Genomic DNA, 19,617 nt, shown 5'->3' with positions numbered 1-19,617 from the left:
TTTAGTTAGAATCCTTGCTGTAATTGCGAAGATGTTCAGCTATCTTAGTTTTATCCATTTTTGACCAAAGCATAGCCGTCAGTAGCAAACGAGCTTTTCGAGGGCAAATAAATCCCCCCATTAACGCACCCTTGCGTTGAAGGTCAATTTCACTACCCTCATACGCATATGTTTTATATGTAGTTGAGCCCCGTCCAGTACGAGTGCATATCATTACAGGCATATTTTCAATAATAGGTACAAGTTTTTTGGCAATGTTTCCGGGAACATGCCCCGCCCCAAATCCAGCAATCACAAGTCCCTTATAGGATGAATGCAAAATCCAGTCATATATTTCCTCGGACTCATTAAGAGTAGACTCAAGGAGCAAAACGCAAGGGCTCGTATCTTCTGGAACTGGAAATAACAATCGCTCATTGGCCTGCCTTCTTAGAATAAATTGATTTTCCAAAATCACACCAATCGGACCAACCTGCGGTGATTCAAAAGCATTTACCGCATTTGCGTGAGTTTTCGTCACATATCGAGCTTGATGAACCTCATCGTTCATAACTACAAACACCCCATGCCCTTTAGATCTTATATCAACCGCTACCCTAATAGCGTTTAGTAAATTAGAGGCCCCGTCCGCACCTGCAACTTCAGGATGTCGCATAGCCCCTGTCAATACCAAAGGCACTGCATATGGCCAATATAGGTCAAGAAAGTATGATGTCTCCTCAAGCGTATCCGTCCCTTGCACAAGGACAATACCCTGAGCACCACGCTCTACCTGTTGCTTAGCCCAAGCCAATGCCGTAAATAGCAAATCAAAACTCAAAGACCCACTCGCTACGTTGGCAATGGTCTTGTGCCATATATCAAGTGACATATCTTTCAAACCTGGAACAGCTTCTAACAATTCCTCTGCTCCAAGTGTCGACTCAATGCCCGCCAACTTATCGGAACTAGTCATTGTGATAGTTCCCCCTAAAGTTCCTACAGCAACGGTCGATGAAATAATAGTCATATCAATTCCTAATTTGATTTTGGTGAACGCATAGTAACGAATTCTTCAGCAGATGTTGGATGGATACCGATAGTAGCATCAAACTGTGCCTTAGTCGCACCTGCTTTTAAGGCAACGCCAAAGCCTTGAATAATCTCAGGGGCATAGTCTCCGACCATATGCACCCCCAATACTTTATCCGTTGAATTTTGAACGATTAATCGCATCAATGTACGCTCATCCAAACCAGATAATGTATGTTTCATGGCCTTAAAGTTAGACTCGAAAATTACTATATCATCTGCATATTTTTCTCGAGCCTCTTGTTCCGTAAGCCCCACCGTGCCCATCGTTGGCTTAGTGAATACTGCAAATGGCACATTTTCATAAGACATTTTACGACTGCCATCTCCAAAAACATGGCTTACAAAAGCCATAGCCTCGGCTATCGCAACAGGAGTCAAGTCCATACGTCCTACAACATCACCTATTGCATAAATAGATGCAACTGAGGTTTGTGAATTTTCATCTACTTTGATATGTCCAGAATCCTTAATTTGGACACCTACTTTCTCTAAATTCAAACCATCAATTTTAGGTTTGCGCCCTAAGGCCATTAAAACTTCATCAACTTGCAAAGTCTCATTAGTGTCGAGTTCAGCGGTAAGCTTATATTCTGAACCCTCAGGATTTTTTCTAACAGCTTTAATATTTACGCCTTCAGATATATTGATACCGCTTTTAATAAGCTCTTCCTTCAAAAATTCGATACTTGGGGCATCAAAATCTTTTAATATTTTCGAGCGAACTATTTGTCTAACATCTACTCCAAGGCCATTAAATATAGATGCAAATTCACATGCGATAAAACCTCCGCCAACAATTAATATTTTCTTTGGCAATGTTTCAAGGTCGAAAATTTGATTTGAATTTACTGTCAAATCTCCACCCTCAAATTGAGGTATAACAGGCCACCCACCTGTGGCAATAAGTATGTATTTTGTTGTGTACTGCTTCCCGTCTACTTCCACAGTATGTTCATCTACTAAGTTCGCATGACCACGAATAATTTGAACACCTGGTTTTTCTAATATATTTTGGTAAATTCCATTTAAACGAGTTATTTCTTTTGCACGATTAGCTTTTAATATTTCCCAATCAAAAGAAACCCCTTCAAGAGACCATCCGTATCCTTTAGATGCTTCAAACTCGCCTGAAAATTCAGAAGCATATTTATAGAGTTTTTTTGGTACACAACCTACATTTACGCATGTTCCGCCAAGTGGGGCATCTTCAGCCACAGCCACCCTAGCACCAGCACTAGCAGCCATTCTAGAAGCACGAACGCCTCCACTACCAGCACCTATTACGAACAAATCATAATCATAAGAATGCATAAAAACTTCCAAAAAAAACGACAATACTCATTATACTAAGTATTGCCGTTTTGCTTGATATGCAAGCTATATCTATTTCTTAGTCATATGTGTTATGAATTCCTCACCAGATTCATATACAACATTTGAGCGACCAACAATAAGTGGGTCTATTTTTCCGATAGCTTCCATATCCTTATTGTTGTAGTTAAATTTATTTAAAACATAACGCATAGCATTTAAACGTGCACGTTTTTTACAATTTGATTTAACCACAGTCCAAGGAGCATCGCTTGTATCCGTATAAAAGAACATCGCTTCTTTTGCTTTTGTGTAATCATCCCATTTATCTAAGGATGCAAGATCAATAGGCGATAATTTCCATCTTTTTAATGGGTGGTGCTGACGCTCACGGAATCGACGACGTTGCTCATCACGACTTACAGAGAACCAAAATTTAATAAGCGTTATGCCACTGCGAACAAGAATACGTTCAAATTCAGGAGCTTGACGCATAAATTCCTGATATTCAGCATCAGTACAGAAGCCCATTACTCGCTCCACACCTGCACGGTTATACCAAGAACGGTCAAATAAAACTATCTCACCTTTTGTAGGAAGATTCTCTACATATCTTTGAAAATACCACTGACCTCTTTCGCGCTCAGTTGGTTTTTGAAGAGCCACGATGCGTGCATAACGAGGATTTAAGTGCTCCATAAATCTCTTAATAGTACCACCCTTACCAGCCGCATCGCGTCCTTCAAAAATAATAACTACCCTAGCACCAGAGTCTTGAACCCATTGTTGAAGTTTTAATAATTCAACCTGAAGATTATATTTTTGGAACTCATAATTGCGGCGACTCATCAAATATTTGTATGGATAGACGCCTTCTTTTTGCCAATCATCAACCAATACTAAGTCAGGATTGGTTTTGCTAGTTGATTCAAGCCTACGTTTTTCTTCACGCAACACTTTAAGAAGTGCATTCCTATCATCAGGTGACAATATTTCTAAAAGTGCATTTGCTCTTTCATGTCTATAAACTGATGTTTCTGCACGAGAGAGTTCACGTGCTAAATTAGCCGCTTGAAGCTCCGCTTTTGATTGAACCTTATGAGATACTACATTTCTACGAGTGCCAGCTTGAGTAGAACCAACTACTGTATCTCCTTCTATAGCTTTACGTGCAGTTGTAGAAGAGGGTTTTGATGATGATTTAGTTGAAGTCTTTCTTTTAGCAGTAGTTGATGTTTTTGCAGTAGACTTTTTTGTAGTCCTTTTAGTTGCGCTAGAGGGTTTCTTAGCGACCATATGGGGCTCCCGTAATCTGAAAATGTAACATTCGTTATTTTACTACTTGAAGCCTTTACAATATTATTAAATCACTAAATTATCCTACCTAAACCATGATTAAAAATACATTAACAATTGCTGGCGTTGACCCGTCGGGTGGAGCTGGAGTACTAGCAGACATAAAAGTTATGTCAGCTTTAGGCACATATGCATGCGGTATCATTGCCGCCCTAACTGCACAAAACACTCAAAGAGTAACGGGCGTTAAACCTATAGATAAGGAATTTATAAAACTTCAAATAGATACGCTTTTTGAAGATGTACGAATTGATGGCGTAAAAATCGGCATGCTTGGTGATGCAGTAACCATAAGAACTGTAGCAGATGGTCTTGAAAAACATAAACCACCTTTTATCGTTCTCGATACCGTTATGGTTGCAAAAAGCGGCGATAAATTATTAGAGGACTCTGCTATTAAATCTCTTAGAGAAGATCTTATTCCATTTGCCCAGATGATTACACCGAATTTGCCGGAAGCATCTGAGTTGTTGGAAAGCATGAGCATTGCCACCATACAAGAAGCATATAAGGCAACTGAACGATTGCATAAACTAATGAACCAATCACGCGAGAGTTGGGTGTTGCTCAAGGGCGGCCATTCAAGCGGCTCTGAGACGGTTGATTTGCTTTTTAATGGCGATAAGATGATAGAACATGTGAATGCCAAACATGAAACAAAAAACACGCACGGCACGGGGTGCTCGCTTTCTTCTGCGATATGTGCTTTGCAAACTAAATACGAAGACGTTCCGAAAGCGACGCGCATTGCCATAGATTATGTGCATGAAGCTATAGAAAATGCGGGCTTATTGACAGTTGGCAATGGTCATGGACCCATACATCATTTCTACAATGTTTGGTAAAATGTGTTCTCAATTTAGAGGTGTTCTATGTCAAGCTTAAATTCACTACTCGAGAAAAGTCGCATCAATATGATCCAACAGCAAATTAGGCCTGCTGGCGTGTTGGATGAGCGTGTGCTCAACGCTCTTTTGGGTCTATCACGTGAGGCCTTTGTCGCACCTGAATTTGACACTGTGGCATATTCTGATACGTCGATTCCTATTGTAATCAACGGAGAACCCTCAGGTGAAAATATGCTCACTCCCATCACTGAAGCGAGAATTGCAGAATCGCTAGCTCTTTTGCCTTCAGACACTTGCCTTGAAATTGGGACAGGTAGCGGTTTTCAAGCGGCTCTTCTTAGCAGACTTTGTTCCGAAGTTGAGACTGTTGAAATCAATCCTAATATCGCAAATTTTGCTATGGAAAATCTTGCACGAAATCATATTAGTAATGTTCGTGTGCAAGTCGGGGATGCATCTGCTGGATGGGGTACACGCGAATATAATGCTATTGCAATCACAGGATCATGCCCAAAACTTCCTGATGCTTTTAAATATCAGCTATCTGTTGGAGGCCGTCTCGTTGCATTTGTTGGGACACCACCTGTTATTGAAATGAAGTTGATTACTCGTCTAAGTGCTTCGGAATTTGAAGAGCAAACACTGACAGAAACTTTAATCGATAAGCTGCACGGTGCCGCTTTAGTCGAATCAAATTTCACCTTTTAATTAGAGTTTCTGATTTTTTCTACTAGCTTAGTGGTCGAGCGATTATGTTCAAAGGGAACAGCAATCGCCTGACCGCCCCACGATTTAACTAACTCACTCTCGGGCAACTTAGACATATCATAATCACCGCCTTTTACTATCGTCTGAGGCTTTAAAAGCTCTATCAATTCATATGGAGTGGATTCATCAAAATAAGTAACATAATCCACACTCTCTAAAGCAGCCACCACTGCCATTCTATCTTGCAAATTATTGTAGGGCCTCGCATCCCCTTTATTTAAGAGCTTCACCGAGTTATCCGTGTTTAGCGCGACCACAAGTTTGCCGCCAAATAGCTCCTTGGTTTGTGCTAAATATGTTGCATGCCCACGGTGCAAAATATCGAATACACCATTGGTAAATACGATATTCGACTCGTATTTAAGCCTTAATTGCAATTCTTTTGGTGGCAATATCTTCGCTTCGTATCCAACCATATCAATAGATAATAAATAAGATGAACATAATAAGCATAAGTATTAAGACGAAGATTATTGATTTTGAATTCAAGTCCTGTTGCTCATTAAGCTTATCTATTTTTTCTATAAGATCTTTTGTTCTATCTTGACGCTCTAAGTTTTGATAAACAAGTCTTGGGATTTGCGGTAGCATATCAGCCCACTGAGAAGATTCATGTTTGAGTTGCTCAACAAATCTCTTAGGCCCCACCCTATTAATCATCCACTTCTCAAGGAAGGGCTTTGCTGTAGACCATAAATCTAAATCTGGATCAAGCTCGCGACCCATACCCTCTACATTAAGCAAAGTCTTCTGAAGCAATACTAACTGCGGTTGTATAGAAACTTGAAAACGTTTTGAGATTTGAAATAATTTTTTTAAAACATTTCCTAAACTTATTTCACTTATAGGTCTATCAAAATAAGGCTCACAAACTGTACGAATGGCTGCTTCCAATTGTTCTTCTCGGGTATTTGGCGGTACCCATTGGGACTCAATGTGTAACTGTGCAACTCTTCGATAGTCTCTTTGGAAAAATGCAAGAAAATTTTGAGCTAAATAATTCTTATCAAAGTCAGAGAGGGAGCCTACAATACCAAAATCCAGTGCGACATACTGACCAAAGCTTTGCGGATTTACGGAAATAAAAATATTTCCTGGATGCATATCCGCATGAAAAAATCCGTCCTCAAAAACTTGCATAAAAAAGATTTCTACACCCATACGTGCAAGTTTTTTAATATCAACACCAGCCTCAATTACAGAGTCAATTTGAGCTATCGGTATCCCTTCCATCCAATCCATAGTGAAAACTTTGGAATTAGAATAGTCCCAATGCACTTCAGGTATAAGCAATAAATTTTCTCGACCTTTTTTCTTAAAATTTCTTCTTAGTTGACTGCAATTAGCTGCCTCAATTTGTAGATCGAGCTCATCATGAAGATATTGATCAAACTCGGCTATAACTTCTTTAGGCTTTAAACGCTTTCCATCGGGTACAAATCTTTGAATAAATCCAGCAAAACTATGCAATAAAAGCAAATCTTTTTCGATTACTTTTTGCATTTCAGGTCTTAAAATTTTTACGGCTACACGTCTTCCATTATGCAAAGTTGCTTCATGCACTTGAGCTACAGAAGCTGAGGCACACGGTTCTTTATTAAAAGTTGCGAATAGTTCATCGACAGATTTTCCAAAAGTCGATTCAATAATAGATACCGCTTCTTTTGATGGAAATGGAGGGACTCGATCCTGCAATAACTGAAGCTCGTCGGCTATATCCTGAGGTACTATATCTCTGCGAGTAGAGAGTACCTGTCCAAATTTAATAAATATTGGACCAAGTTCCTCTAGAGCCTCACGCAAGCGCACCCCTCTAGGTTTGGTTGGGTTGCGACCAAAGCGAGTTAGATTAAGAAAAGTAGTTGCATAAGGATTTCTCATCCTCTCCAAGACGAGTTCATCAAGACTATACTTCCAACCTACAAAACCTATACGTAGTAAGCGAAATAGCCTCATTATTCACCTAGCATTACAGCATCTTCAACTACAGAATTCGCCGTCTTAAGTTTCCAATTTAATTTATCAAGACGGTGATCTAAATCTTGAATATCGTATTTAAGTTCTAAAAACTCATTTCTAGTAACAGTTACATGAAAGTCTTTAGACATAAATTCCCTTGCTCGCTCAAAACCTTTATTAGAAATTGATGATGAAAGCTCTTTACTTTTTCTTAGACCCTCAAAAATAGTACCTGCCGCTAGAGGACCAATTGTATTGCTTAACTCAGCCACACCACTCTCTTTAAGTAGGACCACCAATTCTGCCAATGTTTTTGCTAAACCTGCTTCCCCCTCAATATGCATAAGTTCCGTCAAGTCATCAATAGAAATTCCATCAGCTAGTAATGAAGGAATTTTAAATAAAACACTATTATCCAATGTTAAAGTAACGTTCGGCTCATAAGCTTGAGCACCATCTATATACTCAAGACCCGTACCACCCATGACTCTAAAATAATGGATTTTATTGAGAATTCGAACACACAAAATTTTCCCAGAGTATTGATCGAGCTGACCTTTGATTTGTGGATTTTTAACAATTGCAGAGTTAAGGAGCAGAACGCCTAATTTAATGGGATTTATTTTTGAGACTAAGGCACCAATTCCGCTTGAACTTGATGCACGTGTGGCTTGCTCTAATAAGCCGCCTACCCCATTTAGTAAATCAGTCAGTAAACTCATAGCTTAATACCCTCATGAAGTGCGACTATACCCATACTAAGATTATGATAATCAACCATCTCGAACCCCACGTCACGCATCATATGAGCTAAAGTTTCCTGATCTGGGTGCATGCGTATAGACTCCGCTAAATATCTATAACTGTCTTCATCTTTGGCAATGTTCTTGCCCAGCCAAGGCAATATATTGAACGAATACCAATCATATGCTTTTTCAAGTGGTTGATAAATTTTTGAAAACTCAAGAATAAGCAATTTACCGCCTGGCTTAAGAACACGATACATTTCAGCAATTGCCTTATCTTTATGAGTCATATTCCTCAAACCGAAAGCAACAGTCACAACATCAAAGTAATTATCTTTAAATGGCAATGCTTCCGCATCACAAACAACACTAGGAATATTGAACCCATTATCGATTAGACGGTCTCGTCCCACACTTAACATCGAGTAATTTATATCTGTGTGCCAGACTTCCCCTTCTTTGCCCACCTTTTTTGCAAAGGCGATAGTCAAATCTCCTGAACCTGCAGCTACATCAAGCACCTTCATGCCTTTTTGCACATTGGCTTTTCCTATGGTGAAGAACTTCCATGCTCTATGAAGACCTACTGACATAAAGTCATTCATAATGTCGTATCGTCTTGCTACAGAATGAAATACATCAGCGACTTTTTCCGCTTTTTTGTCTTCGTCTACTGTTTGAAAGCCAAAATGGGTTTTTTTGCTTTCATCTGGGGGAATTTGGTTTTGCATATGAATCAAAAAAGAATAATGTCACAAACATGACATATAATGAATTTAATATTGGTTGATTGTAACAAAGTTACAGCCAACAAAACCTTTATTTAATCCTTTTAATTTTACCGTATTATGGCAAGCACAATCTTAGTAGTAGAAGATGAACCAGCTATTCAAGAGCTTATTTCAGTAAACCTTACGTTTGCGGGACATAAAGTGCTTCGTGCCTTAGATGTCGCACAAGCGAAAATTCTTATTGATGCGGAACTTCCTGACTTGATTCTTCTTGACTGGATGCTACCTAATACATCTGGACTTTCTCTTGCTAGATCTCTCCGTAGCAATGAGAGAACTCAGGATATACCTATCATAATGCTTACGGCAAAAAATAGTGAAGCTGATAAAGTAGAGGGTTTGGAAAATGGTGCTGATGACTATATTACAAAGCCTTTCTCTCCTAAAGAACTATTAGCACGCATCAAAGCTGTTCTTCGAAGAAGAGCCCCTCAGCTTACAGATGATGAAATTAATATAGCTGGCTTACATTTGGACCCAGGATCGCATCGAGTTACAGGTAATAACACCCTTCTCTCTTTAGGTCCTACTGAATTCCGTATGCTTCATTTCTTTATGACTCATGCGGAGCGAGTTTTTAGTCGTGGCCAGCTATTAGATCACGTATGGGGTGATCACGTTTTCCTAGAAGAACGCACTGTGGATGTGCATATCAGAAGACTTCGTAAAGCACTTGAGCCTAGTGGTCATGATCAACTAATAGAAACTGTTCGTGGTAGCGGTTATAGATTTACTACTAGACTGCCTTCTTCAAATTAGTATCAGGGATCGTTATGTTCCCTCCATTTTTTGCCATTATTCTCTCCTTTTTTGCTGGCATAGTTGCTCAGTATTATCTGCACTCCTTTTGGGGAATCTTAATAGCATTCGGTGTATTAATGATTTTCCATATAATCAACCGCGTTAAGCTTTACAAAATTAGGTCATGGGTAAATAATCTTGAGTCGACCCCTCCAATTTACATGGGGTATTTAGAACCTATTATTAGTCCTCTTTTTCGTCATTTCAAAAAACTGACTCACGAAAATAAAAATCTTATGTCCCTAAACAGGGATATTATGGAAGCGGCAAACGCTTACCCTGCAGGTGTAATTATTTTAAATAGTGATTACACAATCCAATGGTGCAATAAAAATGCCTATAGTCTTATCGGTATAGATAATAGACGAGATATTGGTACTAGTATTTTTAATATCTTGCGATCACCTGATTTTTATAAATATGTAATTTCTGGAATTTGGACAAAACCCTATTTAAGTTATGTGCATAAAAATGAGCAAACGTATAACTTGAAATATGAATTAACCAAATACCATAACGGTGGAATACTGGTACTATGCTTTGATAATACAGCTATTGATCGCATGAAAACTACGCAACAAGATTTTGTGGCAAATGTTTCTCATGAACTAAAAACTCCACTTACTGTACTTATTGGCTTTTTGGAAACATTAGGTAATCTGCCAGACTCACTGACAAATGAGCAAAAAGAGCATTTTCACCAATTAATGCAAGAGCAGGCCATAAGAATGCAGGCGATCATATCCGATCTACTTGCATTATCTGAACTTGAATCCTCTAAATTAGACTATTCTCAGCAACCCGAAGTGAAGGTCTCTGCCCTACTAGAATCGGCTAAGCGTTCCATCGATATGCTCTCAGGGGGGCATCATAAAATCACTTGGAATGTAGATGAGGATTTAACCATACGTGGAAAACAGACGGAACTTGGATCAGCATTTACAAATATTTTGACTAATGCTGTCAGATATACTCCTGAGGGAGGCAGTATTGATGTATTTTGGGGGCTAAATGATAAAGGGAACCCTGTATTTAGCGTCAAAGACTCAGGTTTAGGAATATCTCCAACAGATATATCTCGAATAACGGAAAGATTTTATCGTGTAGACAAGAGCCGCTCTAGAGCTTCTGGTGGGACTGGATTAGGTCTTGCTATTACTAAGCATGTCGCTTTAAGGCATCAAGCTAAACTTCTAATTGAATCTAAATTGAACCAAGGTAGTACATTTAGCCTAATATTCCCAATTCAGAATTTTGAACAAGAAGAACAAAATATTATAGAATAGTTAGTTTTTAAATCGTTTTGAATTGTAACGAAAAATGCTGAATGACTATCTGAAACTAATACTTACTTCTAAGGTTTATGAGGCCGCAGAAGAAACTCCACTAGATTTTGCTCCGATACTTTCAGCCCGAATTAATAACAACATTTACTTTAAACGAGAAGATAGCCAAGACGTATTTAGCTTCAAAATTCGCGGAGCTTACAACAAAATGGCACATCTGACTCCAAAAGAACTTGAGCGTGGAGTTATTACCTCTTCAGCAGGAAACCATGCACAAGGTGTTGCCCTATCAGCTAGAAAACTAGGCTGTAAGGCGATTATATGTATGCCCGTTTCAACACCCGCAGTAAAGGTAAATGCCGTTAGACGTCTTGGGGCTGAAGTGGTCCTACATGGTGAGTCTTATACAGAGACACAAACCCATGCAAAAAAACTCTGTAAAGAACAAAACCTGACATTTATTCATCCATTTGACGATCCATATGTAATTGCAGGTCAGGGAACCATTGCCATGGAGATTATGAGACAAACTACTCCAGATATTGAGGCGATTTTCTGTCCAATCGGTGGGGGTGGATTGATCTCGGGCATTGCCATCTATATCAAAGCTTTGTATCCGCATATTAAAGTTATAGGTGTTCAGACTGAGGATTCAGCTGCCATGAAATTAAGTATAGAAGCGGATAAGCGGGTGACATTGTCAGATGTAGGGCTATTTTCTGATGGTACTGCCGTAAAACAGGTTGGGTCGCGTACATATGAGATTTGTAAAAACTACGTGGACGATTATGTTTGCGTGAATACCGATGAGATTTGTTCTGCTATTAGAGATGTGTTCCTTGATACGAGAAATGTGGTGGAGCCTGCGGGGGCATTGTCAGTGGCAGGGGCTAAGAAATATGCTTATGAGAAAGGTCTAAAAGGCACTAATTTAGTTGCTGTAACTACAGGAGCTAATATGAATTTTGATTTGCTACGATTTGTGGCAGAGCGTGCATCTGTAGGTGATTATACAGAGGCCCTGTTCTCAGTTACGATGCCCGAGAAAAAGGGAAGTTTTAAAAAATTATGTGCTGCTATCGGTAACCGTCAGGTGACAGAATTTAATTACCGCATTTCAGATAAACAGCAAGCTCATATATTTATTGGGATTCAGACTACTGATCAAGAAGGCATTCGTAAGCTTCATGCTCAACTCGATAAGGAGTTTTATGATGTTCGCGACCTTAGTAATGATGATTTAGCTAAAACGCATATACGTCATATGGTAGGCGGTAAGAGCCCTCTTGCGGAAAATGAATTGCTATATAGATTTGAGTTTCCTGAAAGGCCAGGGGCTTTGATGAACTTCTTATTAGCTTTGAATCCTGAGTGGAATATTAGTCTGTTTCACTATCGCAATACTGGAGGAGACTTTGGGCATGTACTCTGCGGAATACAGGTGCCTCCAGACAGCAAAAAGGCATTTAAAGAAGTGCTTAAAAATTTGGGTTATAGGTATGTAAATGAAACCGATAACCCTGCTTACAAAATGTTCTTATAGTTACTAGAATTTATATAGACTAAAAACAGAGGTTCCAGATTCTTCTATAAGTTTGGAACCTCCAAGATCTGGAAGGTCGATTATGGCACAGGCCTCCACAATGTTAGCCCCAAGACGTTTTAATAATCGACTCGCAGCAAGCAATGTGCCTCCTGTAGCTATCAAGTCATCCATTAAAAGAACCCTCTGCCCAGCATGAACAGCATCAGTGTGTATTTCGACTGAGGCACTCCCATATTCAAGATTGTAATCTTCGCCTAAAGTATCAAAAGGAAGTTTTCCTTTTTTACGAATTGGGACAAAGCCTAAATTCAATTCATAGGCAACAACACTTCCTAAAATAAATCCACGTGCATCAACCCCTGCAACAACATCGAGATTTTGACTCATATAGCGAGAGACAAATATATCGATAAGCATACGAAAACAACGCGGGTCCTGCAGAACGGGTGTTATGTCTCTAAAGTTAACTCCAGGTTGAGGCCAATCTGGAATTGTGCGAATGTTTTGTCTTACTGTTTCGATGGGGTTGTATTGCATGATTATGGGGAAGATTTGTAACTTAATTATTATAAGCTAAGTTAAAATATGCGCATGAAATCAATCAATCACTTAAAGTCCGCTAGGACTACATTTAATATAGAAGCGAGTGCCCTACAGAACATTGCCACCCATATTGGGCATGAGTTTATTGAGGCATGTGAGCTTATTCTTACTCGTAAGGGACGTGTAGTCGTTACGGGTATAGGTAAGTCTGGTCATGTGGCACGTAAAATCGCTTCTACATTGGCATCGACAGGGACTGCTGCATATTTTGTCCATGCAGCAGAGGCTGTGCATGGGGATCTTGGGATGATTACCAAGGATGATATTGTAATTGCGATTTCTTACTCTGGGCAAAGCGTAGAGTTTGCGACGATATTGCCACTAATAAAAAGGTCAGGGGCTCGCATTATTGCCATAACTGGAGACACTAAATCTGAACTTGCACAAATTTCAGATGTGGTATTGAGTGTGCGAGTGGAGCGAGAGGCATGTCCTATGGGCTTAGCACCGACAAGTAGTACAACTGCTACTATGGCTATGGGCGATGCCATTGCTATCGCATGCTTGGAGGCTATGCAATTTAATCACGAAGATTTTGCTCGCTCTCATCCAGGCGGGGCTTTGGGGCGTAAGCTGCTAACTAAAGTATCAGATATTATGAGACCGCTTGCCGATTTGCCATGCGTGTCACAGGATGCGAGTATGGACGAAATTCTTAAAACCATGTCATCTAAAACTCTTGGTATGGCTTGCTATGCGGATAAGCAAGGACGTGCAGCTGGCATTTTTACAGACGGAGATTTGCGAAGACTTATTCAAAAACAAGGCGATATTCGCTCGTTTAAGATGTCCGATGTGATGACTAAAAATCCCAAAACTATCTCGGATACATTGATGGCCACTGAGGCTCTGAATATTATGGAGAAGCATTCTATTAATCTTCTGCTTGTGACAGATTCCGATAAAAAATTAATTGGGGCTCTGCATATGCAAGATTTATTAAGATCAAAAGTAATCTAAGGGGTATATATGCACAAAGTAAGGCTTCCATGCGAACTTCAGGTTTTATCACATGTCCCGCCAAGTGTGAGGCTTAAGGCTCTTGAAATAAAGCTTGTTGCCTTTGATGTAGATGGTGTACTTACTGATGGAGCTCTTTACTTGGGTCCAGATGGTGAGGTTATGAAGCGATTTCATACTCAAGACGGCGGTGGGATCAATAGACTAAAAGAGCACGGATTTAAGGTGGTTTGGATTACTGGGCGTGGAGGTCCTATTGTCGAGAAACGTGCAGCGGAACTTGGAATTCACGCCTTATATCAAAATGCCCGTGACAAATATCAAATCATGTTATCCATCCTCGAAGAATATAAGCTTAGTCTGAAAGAGGTCGCTTTTATGGGGGACGATATTTTAGACTATCCCCTACTTAAAACTGTTGGACTCTCAGCAAGTGTTCCACATGCACCTGAGTATATTAAGGAAGCCGCTCATTGGATAAGCACTAAAGATGGGGGGCATGGGGCAGCTCGCGAATTTATTGATATTATTTTGGCTGCTCAAGGTTTATTAAACCAATCACTCAAATCTAAATTAAACCTACAGTAATATGAGAGAAAGACTTCCCACCTTTTTAGCATTTGGCTTGCTGATATTACTGGTCATTGCCACCTGGTGGGCCTCAGAATACGCAAAAAAATCTATACCCATAGATCAAGTTAGCGTGCAAAAAAACAAACCCGATGCCTGGTCGGGGGAATTTAAAATGATCACCTCAGATGAACAAGGGCATGCTATCAATAGACTTATAGGCCAGCGAATCGAGCATTTTCCTGTTAATGATTTCTATCTTATTACTGATGCCCACTTAATAGCTGAAGATGCAAAAAATCCAAGAACAATCGGCCGATCAAATAAAGCTAGGGTAATGCAAAATGGAGATTTGATTATTCTAGAGGGGGATGCAATCGTAAATCGCCCCGCAACTGAGAATCAACCAAACATAAAAATCGAATCTGATAAACTAGAAATTCACACAAAAACGGGTTTAATACAAACTAAAAGTGAGGTCGTTGTCCATCACGGAGATTCGGTACTCAAGGGGGTTGGAATGACTTTCGATAACAAGACGGGACTACTAAATGTTCTTAATAACTCTGGTCTTGAAATTGCCCCAGAAGATTTAAACAAAGGTCGCTCAGATAATAAGCGATTCAAAACTGAGTTGCGATAAGCTATGAATTCAAGACTTTTATATTTTCTTTTAGCATCTATATTTTCTACGAGCATTGTTCATGCACAAGGTCTAAAAGATCTTATGAACACTGGTAGTTCAAAAGGTGCAGAAGAACCAAAAACCACCGTTCTATCAGACTCTCTTCAATATAACAAGAATACAAATGAGACCGTCTTCTCTGGAAATGTAATTTTACAGAGAGGATTGATGAAATTAACAGCAGATGAATTGCATATCACTGAAAATTCTGATGGTACCCAAAGGGGTGAGGCTGTTGTAGGGCCAAATAAGAAGGTAGAGTTTTTTAATGAACGGCCAGAGCAATATGAATTATTAAAAGGATCAGGAAAATCGGCAATTTATGACGGAAGTTCTGACCAAATTATCCTCAAGGGTAACGCAATTATTACGAGAAGCGTTTGCGGAAATATAGTAGATAGTATATCTGGCGAAGAAATTATTTTTGATAACGCAAATAACACATATACAGCAAAACGCTCCAATTCAAGCAGAGTGCGTTCTGTATTAGAACCTAGAGCTAACGGTAACAAAGCTTTAGAGGAATGTAAAAAAAAGTATAATGGCAAGCCCATGCCTTCAATCATAAAAGACAAAGTATGATTCCAATTAACTCTGATGGTACTTTAAAGGCCATTGGACTTCGCAAAGACTACGGAAAAAGATCTGTAGTTAAAAATGTCAGTCTCGAAGTTAATAGCGGAGAGATTGTAGGTCTTCTTGGTCCTAATGGAGCTGGCAAGACTACGAGCTTTTATATGATTGTAGGGCTAGTACCTGCAGACTACGGTTTAATTGAAATTGATGGAGTGGAAGTAACTACCCTTCCTATACATAAAAGAGCAAGAATAGGTCTTTCTTATTTACCTCAAGATGCATCAATTTTTAGAAAGCTCACGGTTGAGCAAAATATTCTAGCTGTTCTAGAAATACAGCAATACCACTCAAAGGCTTCAGGCCATAAATTCAATCTAAATGAAGAATTAGAAAATCTCCTCTCTGAACTGCAAATTCAACATATAAGGACCAGTCCTGCGATATCATTGTCAGGTGGAGAGAGAAGACGGGTTGAAATTGCTAGAGCTTTAGCCACAAAACCTAGGTTTATTCTTTTGGATGAACCATTTGCAGGGGTGGATCCAATAGCAGTTATTGAAATTCAGAGAATTGTTAATTTCCTCAAGAGGCGTAATATTGGAGTACTTATTACTGACCACAATGTTCGCGAAACTTTAGGAATTTGCGATAGAGCATATATAATCTCTGACGGTAGTGTCTTAACTAGTGGCACACCCGATGAAATAATTCTAAATCCCGAAGTACGTAAAGTATATTTGGGCGAAAATTTCCGTATGTAGGGATAATTAATTATGAATCAAATCTCAGCTAACTTGTCACAAGAAAATATTCTGCTTGATGTTCAGGCATCAAGTAAAAAAAGAGCCTTTGAGCAAGTAGCACAAATATTCGAGGATCAGTATGGCATTGCCAGAGCAACGGTTTTTGATAGCCTTTTTGCAAGAGAAAGATTGGGTTCCACTGCTTTAGGGCATGGAGTTGCAATTCCTCATGGTCGCATTCCAAAATTAGAAGATACGCATATTGCGGTTCTTCGATTAGAAACTCCAATTGCCTTTGATGCACCTGATGGAGAGAATGTTCGTTTACTAGTCTGTTTGCTTGTTCCTGAATCTGCTACTCAGGAACATTTGGACTTGTTGGCATTGATTGCCAAAAAACTCTCAAATGAAGAGACTAGACGTAAATTATTTAATGTTGAGACTACTGAAGAAGTATTGAGTATTCTATCGGAATCTGAAAATGAACCTAATTATGGGCTTGATTCTGAAGTTGATCTCAAAGCGGAAGTTGAAGCTGAAGCCGACGCACAAGTCGAAGCCGAAGCCCAAGTCAAAGCAGAAACCAAGGCCGACTCAAATTCCAACTTAGAGGATAATAACAATACTGATGCTTAGTATTAAAGAATTAGTTGAAGAAAATACTGGTACTTTAAAGTTCAGTTGGTATCTAAGCGACTCCTTTGGGGATCGCATGCTTTCTTCAATTGAGGATACGAATACTACAGCCGCAGATTTAATCGGACACCTAAATATTATGCACCCCCAAAGGGTGCAAGTATTTGGTGTAGTGGAAACTGAATATTTTCAAAATTTAGACAAAACTCAAACTAAACACTACCTTGAGACTTTAAAAAATGGCTCAGTTCCAGCCATTGTAATTGCTGAAGATATACCTCCGCCTAAATCCATAATTGAATTTTGTGAGATAAATAAAGTTGCTCTTTTAACCTCCCCTATTGATGCATCTCGCATTATCGATGTGCTTAGAGTTTTTCTCACTAGAAGATTTGCCCCAAAAACCACCGTTCATGGAGTTTTTCTAGACGTGTTAGGAGTTGGAGTCTTAATTACAGGGGAATCTGGATTGGGTAAAAGTGAACTTGCACTTGAGCTTATTTCACGTGGACACGGATTGGTAGCCGATGATGCAGTTGAATTTGCCCGTACATATCCAAACTATATTGAAGGACGTTGTCCTGAACTACTAAGAAATTTACTTGAAGTTCGAGGCTTAGGGCTTTTGGATATACGCACTATTTTCGGTGAGACGGCTGTACGTCGCAAGATGAGCCTAAAGCTTATAGTTAATTTGGTTAGGGCAAATACAGAATTTTTCGAAAGACTTCCTATGCAAGAGCAATCAGATGATATATTGGGCATTCCGATTAGGAAAGTTACTCTTCAAGTCGCAGCTGGACGTAACTTAGCTGTTTTAGTTGAAGCTGCAGTGCGGAACATGGTTCTCAAGATTCGAGGCATCGATACACTGAGTGACTTCATGAAGAAACAATCAGAAGCTATTCTTAAGGATTCAAAGATATAAAGGGCCTATATGAAGTCTGTCGTGATAGTTACTGGAATCTCAGGATCAGGTAAATCAGTTGCTATCAAGCAGCTTGAAGACCTAGGCTACTATTGCGTCGATAATCTACCAGTATCGCTTATAAAGAACTTTATTGATGACTCTAGCCTTAAGGGAGAAGATTATCTTGCGGCTGCTGTTGATGCACGAAGCCATAACGATATTCATCATTTGCCAGAGACCGTTAAACGTATGCGAGAGCTCGGATACAACGTCCAGGTTCTTTATTTAGATGCTGCTTTCGATGTTTTAATTCATAGATTTTCTGAAACGAGAAGAGCCCACCCACTCACAAAGCGTATCAAAAATGAGACAAATCATACTCCATCTTTAGAGGAGTGCATTGACTACGAAAAGAACTTATTAAGTTCCATTAAAGAAAGTGAGCAAGTAATTGATACTTCACTACTTAAACCAAGCGAACTTAGAAACTGGATTAAAGAATTAATCAATGTTCGCAGTGGAGATACCCTAATCACATTTGAATCATTCGGTTACAAATACGGGGTCCCAAGTAGTGCAGATATTGTTTTTGATGTAAGATGTCTACCTAATCCCTACTACGATGCTCAACTTAAGCCATTGACGGGCTTAGACACTGAGGTTGCGGAGTGGTTGGGTAGCAAACCACAAGTAAACGAGATGATCGAGGACATTGCCACCTTTGTACGGAAGTGGCTTCCCCAGTATATGCAGGACACTCGTAGTTATTTGACGGTTGCGATTGGGTGCACGGGTGGTCAACATAGATCTGTTTATATCGCAGAAAAACTAGCCGATATTTTCAAAGATCATAAACCGCTGCGTGTAAGGCATAGAGCACTCTCTCATTTTGCGAGAGTTTAATTTAGGATATTTATGGACTGTAAGGCTTATTTATCTTCTATTTTACTTGGAGTCGGTGTAGCTCTAAGTGCCGCTGCCGTTGCTGATCAGCCGCATTTCTACCATGATTCTCAAGCCAAAAAAGGTAAGGCCTATACTGTTGCAGGAAAAGCTTATCGTCCATTTACTAAATTAAAGGAATATACTCAGACTGGGACGGCTTCATGGTATGGCCCTGGCTTTCATGGCCGCCTCACAGCAAATGGCCAGAAATACAATCAAAACGCCCTTACAGCAGCTCACAAGGAATTGCCGTTTAATAGTATCGTTAAGGTTACGAGCGAGACTACAGGAAAAAGCGTGATTGTGCATATTAATGACCGCGGCCCGTTCCATAAAAATCGCATTATTGATCTCTCGTACGCAGCTGCGAAGCAATTGGGGATTCACAAAAAAGGCACGGATAAAGTTACGATTGAACTCGTAGGCTTTAAATCAGATAAGAAAGCTAAGTAGCTATTTTGCGGCTCCCAAGCGGCTTCATGCTTTTGGCCCGTGTGCGGCTA

At 39.6% G+C, this 19,617-nt stretch carries 21 protein-coding genes and 1 pseudogene; 14 read left to right on the top strand and 8 right to left on the bottom strand.

Annotated features, from left to right (window positions below; genetic code table 11):
- Position 1 precedes the first annotated feature (1 nt).
- The 3 genes from T432_RS0106540 to ppk2 all read right to left on the bottom strand — a co-directional run bounded on the left by T432_RS0106540 (position 2) and on the right by ppk2 (position 3,681).
- Entirely contained in the window at positions 2-1,009 is a 1,008-nt protein-coding gene (locus T432_RS0106540; protein WP_028884641.1) for an asparaginase, read from the bottom strand.
- An 8-nt stretch (positions 1,010-1,017) separates the two neighbouring features.
- The gene (gene gorA / locus T432_RS0106535; RefSeq protein ID WP_028884640.1) at positions 1,018-2,385 is read right to left on the bottom strand and encodes a glutathione-disulfide reductase; all 1,368 of its coding nucleotides are present in this window, start codon (positions 2,383-2,385) and stop codon (positions 1,018-1,020) included.
- A 72-nt stretch (positions 2,386-2,457) separates the two neighbouring features.
- A complete protein-coding gene (gene ppk2 / locus T432_RS0106530) occupies positions 2,458-3,681 on the bottom strand; it encodes a polyphosphate kinase 2 (RefSeq protein ID WP_028884639.1) in 1,224 nt (407 codons plus the stop codon).
- Positions 3,682-3,776: 95 nt separating this feature from the next.
- Between ppk2 and thiD the strand changes: the two genes are divergently transcribed.
- Both thiD and T432_RS0106520 read left to right on the top strand, forming a co-directional pair.
- On the top strand, positions 3,777-4,586 hold the full coding sequence (gene thiD / locus T432_RS0106525) for a bifunctional hydroxymethylpyrimidine kinase/phosphomethylpyrimidine kinase (protein WP_028884638.1): 810 nt from the start codon (positions 3,777-3,779) through the stop codon (positions 4,584-4,586).
- A gap of 27 nt (positions 4,587-4,613) precedes the next feature.
- The gene (locus T432_RS0106520) at positions 4,614-5,297 is read left to right on the top strand and encodes a protein-L-isoaspartate O-methyltransferase family protein (RefSeq protein WP_028884637.1); all 684 of its coding nucleotides are present in this window, start codon (positions 4,614-4,616) and stop codon (positions 5,295-5,297) included.
- Here the strand turns inward: T432_RS0106520 and T432_RS0106515 are convergent.
- From T432_RS0106515 to ubiE, 4 genes are read right to left on the bottom strand one after another with little or no spacing between them, the layout of a single operon-like run.
- On the bottom strand, positions 5,294-5,773 hold the full coding sequence (locus T432_RS0106515; protein ID WP_028884636.1) for an adenylyltransferase/cytidyltransferase family protein: 480 nt from the start codon (positions 5,771-5,773) through the stop codon (positions 5,294-5,296). The genes T432_RS0106520 and T432_RS0106515 overlap by 4 nt on opposite strands.
- 1 nt (position 5,774) lies before the next feature.
- Positions 5,775-7,313, bottom strand: coding sequence for a ubiquinone biosynthesis regulatory protein kinase UbiB (gene ubiB, locus T432_RS0106510; RefSeq protein WP_028884635.1), 1,539 nt, complete (start codon positions 7,311-7,313; stop codon positions 5,775-5,777).
- Entirely contained in the window at positions 7,313-8,038 is a 726-nt protein-coding gene (locus T432_RS0106505) for a hypothetical protein (RefSeq protein ID WP_014110937.1), read from the bottom strand. The genes ubiB and T432_RS0106505 overlap by 1 nt, the downstream gene beginning before the upstream one ends.
- The gene (gene ubiE, locus T432_RS0106500; protein ID WP_028884634.1) at positions 8,035-8,793 is read right to left on the bottom strand and encodes a bifunctional demethylmenaquinone methyltransferase/2-methoxy-6-polyprenyl-1,4-benzoquinol methylase UbiE; all 759 of its coding nucleotides are present in this window, start codon (positions 8,791-8,793) and stop codon (positions 8,035-8,037) included. The genes T432_RS0106505 and ubiE overlap by 4 nt, the downstream gene beginning before the upstream one ends.
- A gap of 117 nt (positions 8,794-8,910) precedes the next feature.
- On the opposite strand from ubiE, the gene phoB reads away from it, so the two are divergent.
- From phoB to ilvA, 3 genes are read left to right on the top strand one after another with little or no spacing between them, the layout of a single operon-like run.
- Positions 8,911-9,612, top strand: coding sequence for a phosphate regulon transcriptional regulator PhoB (phoB, locus tag T432_RS0106495; protein ID WP_015552165.1), 702 nt, complete (start codon positions 8,911-8,913; stop codon positions 9,610-9,612).
- 14 nt (positions 9,613-9,626) lie between these two features.
- Positions 9,627-10,940, top strand: a complete 1,314-nt coding sequence (phoR, locus tag T432_RS0106490) for a phosphate regulon sensor histidine kinase PhoR (RefSeq protein WP_014110934.1) — start codon at positions 9,627-9,629, stop codon at positions 10,938-10,940.
- A 34-nt stretch (positions 10,941-10,974) separates the two neighbouring features.
- A complete protein-coding gene (gene ilvA / locus T432_RS0106485; protein ID WP_028884633.1) occupies positions 10,975-12,483 on the top strand; it encodes a threonine ammonia-lyase, biosynthetic in 1,509 nt (502 codons plus the stop codon).
- Between the two features lie 3 nt (positions 12,484-12,486).
- Here ilvA and T432_RS0106480 read toward each other — a convergent pair whose 3' ends face one another.
- Positions 12,487-13,023 carry an adenine phosphoribosyltransferase gene (locus tag T432_RS0106480; RefSeq protein ID WP_014110932.1) on the bottom strand — a complete coding sequence of 179 codons (537 nt, stop codon included), beginning with the start codon at positions 13,021-13,023 and terminating at the stop codon, positions 12,487-12,489.
- A 48-nt stretch (positions 13,024-13,071) separates the two neighbouring features.
- Here T432_RS0106480 and T432_RS0106475 point away from each other — a divergent pair, with 48 nt between their 5' ends.
- From T432_RS0106475 to T432_RS0106435, 9 genes and pseudogenes are all read left to right on the top strand, one after another.
- On the top strand, positions 13,072-14,049 hold the full coding sequence (locus T432_RS0106475) for a KpsF/GutQ family sugar-phosphate isomerase (RefSeq protein ID WP_028884632.1): 978 nt from the start codon (positions 13,072-13,074) through the stop codon (positions 14,047-14,049).
- Between the two features lie 9 nt (positions 14,050-14,058).
- Positions 14,059-14,637: a KdsC family phosphatase gene (locus tag T432_RS0106470; RefSeq protein ID WP_028884631.1), complete on the top strand. Its 579-nt coding sequence runs from the start codon at positions 14,059-14,061 to the stop codon at positions 14,635-14,637.
- 37 nt (positions 14,638-14,674) lie between these two features.
- Positions 14,675-15,262 carry an LPS export ABC transporter periplasmic protein LptC gene (lptC, locus tag T432_RS0106465; protein WP_248646292.1) on the top strand — a complete coding sequence of 196 codons (588 nt, stop codon included), beginning with the start codon at positions 14,675-14,677 and terminating at the stop codon, positions 15,260-15,262.
- 3 nt (positions 15,263-15,265) lie between these two features.
- Positions 15,266-15,886, top strand: coding sequence for a lipopolysaccharide transport periplasmic protein LptA (lptA, locus tag T432_RS0106460; protein WP_028884629.1), 621 nt, complete (start codon positions 15,266-15,268; stop codon positions 15,884-15,886).
- Entirely contained in the window at positions 15,883-16,641 is a 759-nt protein-coding gene (lptB, locus tag T432_RS0106455; protein WP_015552158.1) for an LPS export ABC transporter ATP-binding protein, read from the top strand. Before lptA ends, lptB begins: the two co-directional genes overlap by 4 nt.
- Positions 16,642-16,653: 12 nt before the next feature.
- Positions 16,654-17,097: pseudogene (ptsN, locus tag T432_RS0106450) on the top strand (PTS IIA-like nitrogen regulatory protein PtsN); the annotation flags it as partial.
- Positions 17,098-17,251: 154 nt separating this feature from the next.
- The gene (gene hprK / locus T432_RS0106445; protein ID WP_014110925.1) at positions 17,252-18,187 is read left to right on the top strand and encodes an HPr(Ser) kinase/phosphatase; all 936 of its coding nucleotides are present in this window, start codon (positions 17,252-17,254) and stop codon (positions 18,185-18,187) included.
- A 9-nt stretch (positions 18,188-18,196) separates the two neighbouring features.
- Positions 18,197-19,072 carry an RNase adapter RapZ gene (gene rapZ / locus T432_RS0106440; RefSeq protein WP_028884627.1) on the top strand — a complete coding sequence of 292 codons (876 nt, stop codon included), beginning with the start codon at positions 18,197-18,199 and terminating at the stop codon, positions 19,070-19,072.
- Between the two features lie 12 nt (positions 19,073-19,084).
- The gene (locus tag T432_RS0106435) at positions 19,085-19,567 is read left to right on the top strand and encodes a septal ring lytic transglycosylase RlpA family protein (protein ID WP_015552155.1); all 483 of its coding nucleotides are present in this window, start codon (positions 19,085-19,087) and stop codon (positions 19,565-19,567) included.
- Positions 19,568-19,617 lie beyond the last annotated feature (50 nt).

It is taken from the genome of Taylorella asinigenitalis ATCC 700933, from assembly GCF_000687755.1.
In the GTDB taxonomy this organism is placed as follows: Bacteria; Pseudomonadota; Gammaproteobacteria; order Burkholderiales; family Burkholderiaceae_B; genus Taylorella; species Taylorella asinigenitalis.
Note: the sequence above shows the minus strand (reverse complement) of the source record. Positions and strands in the feature narration are given on the sequence as shown.

Bases quoted from the DNA above. Each gene is read 5' to 3' on its own strand.
- T432_RS0106540 (WP_028884641.1), bottom strand. From the start codon at position 1,009: ATGACTATTATTTCATCGACCGTTGCTGTAGGAACTTTAGGGGGAACT.
- gorA (WP_028884640.1), bottom strand. From the start codon at position 2,385: ATGCATTCTTATGATTATGATTTGTTCGTAATAGGTGCTGGTAGTGGA.
- ppk2 (WP_028884639.1), bottom strand. From the start codon at position 3,681: ATGGTCGCTAAGAAACCCTCTAGCGCAACTAAAAGGACTACAAAAAAG.
- thiD (WP_028884638.1), top strand. From the start codon at position 3,777: ATGATTAAAAATACATTAACAATTGCTGGCGTTGACCCGTCGGGTGGA.
- T432_RS0106520 (WP_028884637.1), top strand. From the start codon at position 4,614: ATGTCAAGCTTAAATTCACTACTCGAGAAAAGTCGCATCAATATGATC.
- T432_RS0106515 (WP_028884636.1), bottom strand. From the start codon at position 5,773: ATGGTTGGATACGAAGCGAAGATATTGCCACCAAAAGAATTGCAATTA.
- ubiB (WP_028884635.1), bottom strand. From the start codon at position 7,313: ATGAGGCTATTTCGCTTACTACGTATAGGTTTTGTAGGTTGGAAGTAT.
- T432_RS0106505 (WP_014110937.1), bottom strand. From the start codon at position 8,038: ATGAGTTTACTGACTGATTTACTAAATGGGGTAGGCGGCTTATTAGAG.
- ubiE (WP_028884634.1), bottom strand. From the start codon at position 8,793: ATGCAAAACCAAATTCCCCCAGATGAAAGCAAAAAAACCCATTTTGGC.
- phoB (WP_015552165.1), top strand. From the start codon at position 8,911: ATGGCAAGCACAATCTTAGTAGTAGAAGATGAACCAGCTATTCAAGAG.
- phoR (WP_014110934.1), top strand. From the start codon at position 9,627: ATGTTCCCTCCATTTTTTGCCATTATTCTCTCCTTTTTTGCTGGCATA.
- ilvA (WP_028884633.1), top strand. From the start codon at position 10,975: ATGCTGAATGACTATCTGAAACTAATACTTACTTCTAAGGTTTATGAG.
- T432_RS0106480 (WP_014110932.1), bottom strand. From the start codon at position 13,023: ATGCAATACAACCCCATCGAAACAGTAAGACAAAACATTCGCACAATT.
- T432_RS0106475 (WP_028884632.1), top strand. From the start codon at position 13,072: ATGCGCATGAAATCAATCAATCACTTAAAGTCCGCTAGGACTACATTT.
- T432_RS0106470 (WP_028884631.1), top strand. From the start codon at position 14,059: ATGCACAAAGTAAGGCTTCCATGCGAACTTCAGGTTTTATCACATGTC.
- lptA (WP_028884629.1), top strand. From the start codon at position 15,266: ATGAATTCAAGACTTTTATATTTTCTTTTAGCATCTATATTTTCTACG.
- lptB (WP_015552158.1), top strand. From the start codon at position 15,883: ATGATTCCAATTAACTCTGATGGTACTTTAAAGGCCATTGGACTTCGC.
- hprK (WP_014110925.1), top strand. From the start codon at position 17,252: ATGCTTAGTATTAAAGAATTAGTTGAAGAAAATACTGGTACTTTAAAG.
- rapZ (WP_028884627.1), top strand. From the start codon at position 18,197: ATGAAGTCTGTCGTGATAGTTACTGGAATCTCAGGATCAGGTAAATCA.
- T432_RS0106435 (WP_015552155.1), top strand. From the start codon at position 19,085: ATGGACTGTAAGGCTTATTTATCTTCTATTTTACTTGGAGTCGGTGTA.